Origin of the sequence: Syntrophomonas sp. UBA1041 (assembly GCF_002316705.1) — a bacterium.
Taxonomy (GTDB): Bacteria; Bacillota; Syntrophomonadia; order Syntrophomonadales; family Syntrophomonadaceae; genus DTU019.
Map to the genome: position 1 here is coordinate 1 of NZ_DCEA01000065.1, position 3,217 is coordinate 3,217.

Here is a 3,217-nt window from a genome sequence, read left to right on the forward strand (position 1 = left end):
CCTGCCCGGAGATATTTATGGATCCGCGCCCATGCCGGGCGCACAACAAAGACGCCGCAGATCTGATATGATGCTGTGGCGTCTTTTATAAACTCTCTGGCCTAATCTTATCTAACGCAGCACATTTCCGGCAATAACCATTCTCTGTGCCTCGGAGGTTCCTTCATAGATTTCGGTTATTTTAGCATCGCGCATCAGGCGCTCCACCTTCTGTCCTTTGATGTAGCCATAGCCTCCGTAAATCTGAACCGCCTTCACGGTGTGGCGCATAGAGCACTCGGCAGCAAACAGCTTGGCCATAGCCGCCTCTTTACTGAAGGACTTGCCCTGATCTTTCAGATAACAAGCACTATGAGTCAAATAGCGTGCTGCAGCAACCTCGGTTGCCATATCGGCAATCCACCATTGAACGGCCTGGTTTTTGCTGATGGGTTTATTAAATTGAATCCGTTGTTTAGAATAAGCTATCGACTCGTCCAGGGCGGCCTGCGTGATGCCGACTGCCTGAGCGGCTATGCCGATGCGACCGTGATCAAAGCTATTCATGGCTATCTTTAAGCCATCTCCCACCTTACCGACTATGTTATCTTTAGGTATGCGGCAATCCTTAAATATGATTTCTGAAGTCTGCGAAGCCCGGAGGCCCATCTTGGCAAAATGTGCCCCAACCCGCATCCCTGCTGTCTCTTTAGGAACAATGAAACAAGTCATGCCCCGGCCGCCTTCTTCTTTTTCCACCCAGGCGAAGGTGATGTATGTATCCGCTACCGGGCCGTTGGAGCAAAAGGTCTTGGTGCCGTTTAAGACCCACTCGTCACCATCCAGAACCGCAGTTGAGGTGGCAGCCCCGACATCAGTGCCGGCTCCGGGCTCAGTTAAGGCAAAAGCCCCCAGGTGTTCACCTTTGGCCAATGGAGTCAGGTATTGTTTCTTTTGACCCTCATTCCCAAAAAGCAACAATGGCATGCAAACCAGGCCGGTATGTACGGACATGGTAAAACCTGTAGCGGCGCAAAAATAGGAAAGCTCTTCCACCGCGATGGCGTAGGTCAGATAATCGGTGCCGGCTCCGCCATACTCCTGGGGAATCGGCATTCCCATCCAACCGCCTTCGCCGAGCTTTTGGATGACCTCGGCAGGAAAGCGGCTGTTCTCATCGATTTCTACCGCTATCGGATCTACATAGGTCTTGCCAAACTCTCGCATGTTCTCTCTAACCAGTACCTGCTCCTCTGTTAGCTGGAAATCCATTACTCTCACTCCTTTTCACCATATTGTACTCCGCCTGCGCACAAAAACTCAGGCGGCAATATCCCGTCGTAACTGAATTGTATAAAACAGGCAAATGCTTTGTCAATCATATATTTGTATGCAAAGTATTGCAGGAATCTTGCCATTTCCTGGCTGCAGGTCTGATAATGTCGAATAAAATCTAGTCTGCTAAAAATGAGTGCTGTGTATGGATCATACCATGACAGGAAATTAAGGTAAGTTATGAACCGTGATTCAGCTCTTCCAGCAATTTCTTAAGAAAGGCCGACTCCTGGGGTTCCAGTCTCTCCAGAGCCTTCTTGTTGGCCCGTTCGATAGCGGCATTGACCGGTTCGTTCAGGGCCCGGCCCTGTTCGGTCAACATAACCCGTACAGCCCTGCGATCCTTGGGATCGGGCTGGCGGCTGATCAGGGACTTGTTTTCCATCCGGTCCAGTATACCGGTCACAGTGGATCCGTCCAGATAGAGCCGTTCGGATAGCTGCTTGGCAGTCTGGCCATTTTCGTCCCAGAGACACTTTAATACTGCATATTGACCCGGGGTCACGCCATACGGTGCCAGTTCAGCTTTAAATAGCTGCTGTACTGCGTTCTGAGCTTTAGTCAACACAAAATTCACGCATTGTTCTAATTCCATTAAATTACTCCTTAAATCGCTATATAGTATTGATTATAACATAATGTGGACGCAAAATATTTATCGGGTTGAGATTACGCAACAGGCTTGATCAGGCCTGGCTTTTAAGACCGGCAACGGGCTTAAATACCGGCATAAGCTGACCGTTTATCGCTCTTACCACCATTTCAACCCCCATATCCACATGAACCGCTTCCGGGCTGCAATCGACTATGCGGGTAGCCAGACGAACCCCCTCATCCAGGGTGACCAGGCTATAGATATAAGGAACATCGTCATCTGCCAGGCTCTGTACGTGAATGATGCTGTAGCTGTACACCCTGCCCTGTCCCTGGCTTTTTCTCCACTCCAGTTGCTGGTCCAAACACCCCGGGCAATGACTGCGAGGGTAAAAAGTATGCTCCTGACAGTTTAAACAGTATTGCAGCCATAATTCTCCCTGTTTCAAATGCTGATAGTAAATTCGGGTTTGATCATCACACATGCTCCGTCCTCCCTAACACCAGGCTGCTCTCCGTACTCATCACACCGCCATTGCCGTTTACAAAGGCCAGGCGGTTTTGGGGAACCTGGCGTATCCCGGCCTCCCCCCGCAATTGGCGAACTGCCTCGATAATATGCGACATACCCCCGGCAAATGAAGGCTGCCCCATGGAAAGCTGGCCTCCATGGGTGTTGCATGGAAAATCGCCCTGATATGTCAGATTGTGCCGGGCTACAAACGAGCCCCCTTCGCCCTTGGCGCAGAAGCCGGCGTCTTCCAAAGTGATCAGTACTGTGATGGGATAACAATCATAGAGTGAAACCAGATCAATGTCTGCAGGGCCGCATTCAGCCATGGCAAAGGCCCGCTGGGCCGATTCCTTCACCGGGCTGATAGTTATCTCCTCCGAATACACAATGGAATTATGCGTGCAGGCCTCTCCCCAACCCAGAACACTAACACTGCGGTGCGTATTCATATCGCTGCTGGCCCGGCTGACAACCGCTGCCGCGGCACCGCTGCAGGGGCGGACTATCTCCAGGAGATGCAGGGGGTCGGTAATAAGCAGCGACTGTAATACCTCTTCGATGGTGAGCGGAGCCTGGTTGAATAGAGCCAGGGGATTGTGCAGGGCATTAAAGCGCTGATCCACGGCAATTTTGGCCATTTGCTCAGGGGTAGTACCGTAGAGATGCATATGCCGGCGCGCGATTAAAGCATATCCGGTATTGAATCCCATGGGCAGATAAGGCAATTCAAAATCTATTTCCGCCTGGGACATCACTGACATTTTGCCCTCAAGGGTATTAAAGACCTGGCTGTCC

The 3,217-nt window shown here is 51.0% G+C and carries 4 protein-coding genes; all 4 read right to left on the reverse strand.

Annotated elements, in window-relative coordinates; genetic code table 11:
• Window positions 1–111 precede the first annotated feature (111 nt).
• A complete protein-coding gene (locus B2633_RS09435) occupies window positions 112–1,251 on the reverse strand; it encodes an acyl-CoA dehydrogenase family protein (RefSeq protein WP_483170360.1) in 1,140 nt (379 codons plus the stop codon).
• A gap of 241 nt (window positions 1,252–1,492) precedes the next feature.
• Window positions 1,493–1,909 carry a MarR family winged helix-turn-helix transcriptional regulator gene (locus tag B2633_RS09440; RefSeq protein WP_481042863.1) on the reverse strand — a complete coding sequence of 139 codons (417 nt, stop codon included), beginning with the start codon at window positions 1,907–1,909 and terminating at the stop codon, window positions 1,493–1,495.
• Window positions 1,910–2,000: 91 nt separating this feature from the next.
• Window positions 2,001–2,393: a Zn-ribbon domain-containing OB-fold protein gene (locus tag B2633_RS09445; protein WP_483170362.1), complete on the reverse strand. Its 393-nt coding sequence runs from the start codon at window positions 2,391–2,393 to the stop codon at window positions 2,001–2,003.
• The coding region (locus tag B2633_RS09450) for a thiolase family protein (protein ID WP_483170363.1) at window positions 2,386–3,217 on the reverse strand (832 nt) is incomplete at its 5' end. The genes B2633_RS09450 and B2633_RS09445, both read right to left, overlap by 8 nt.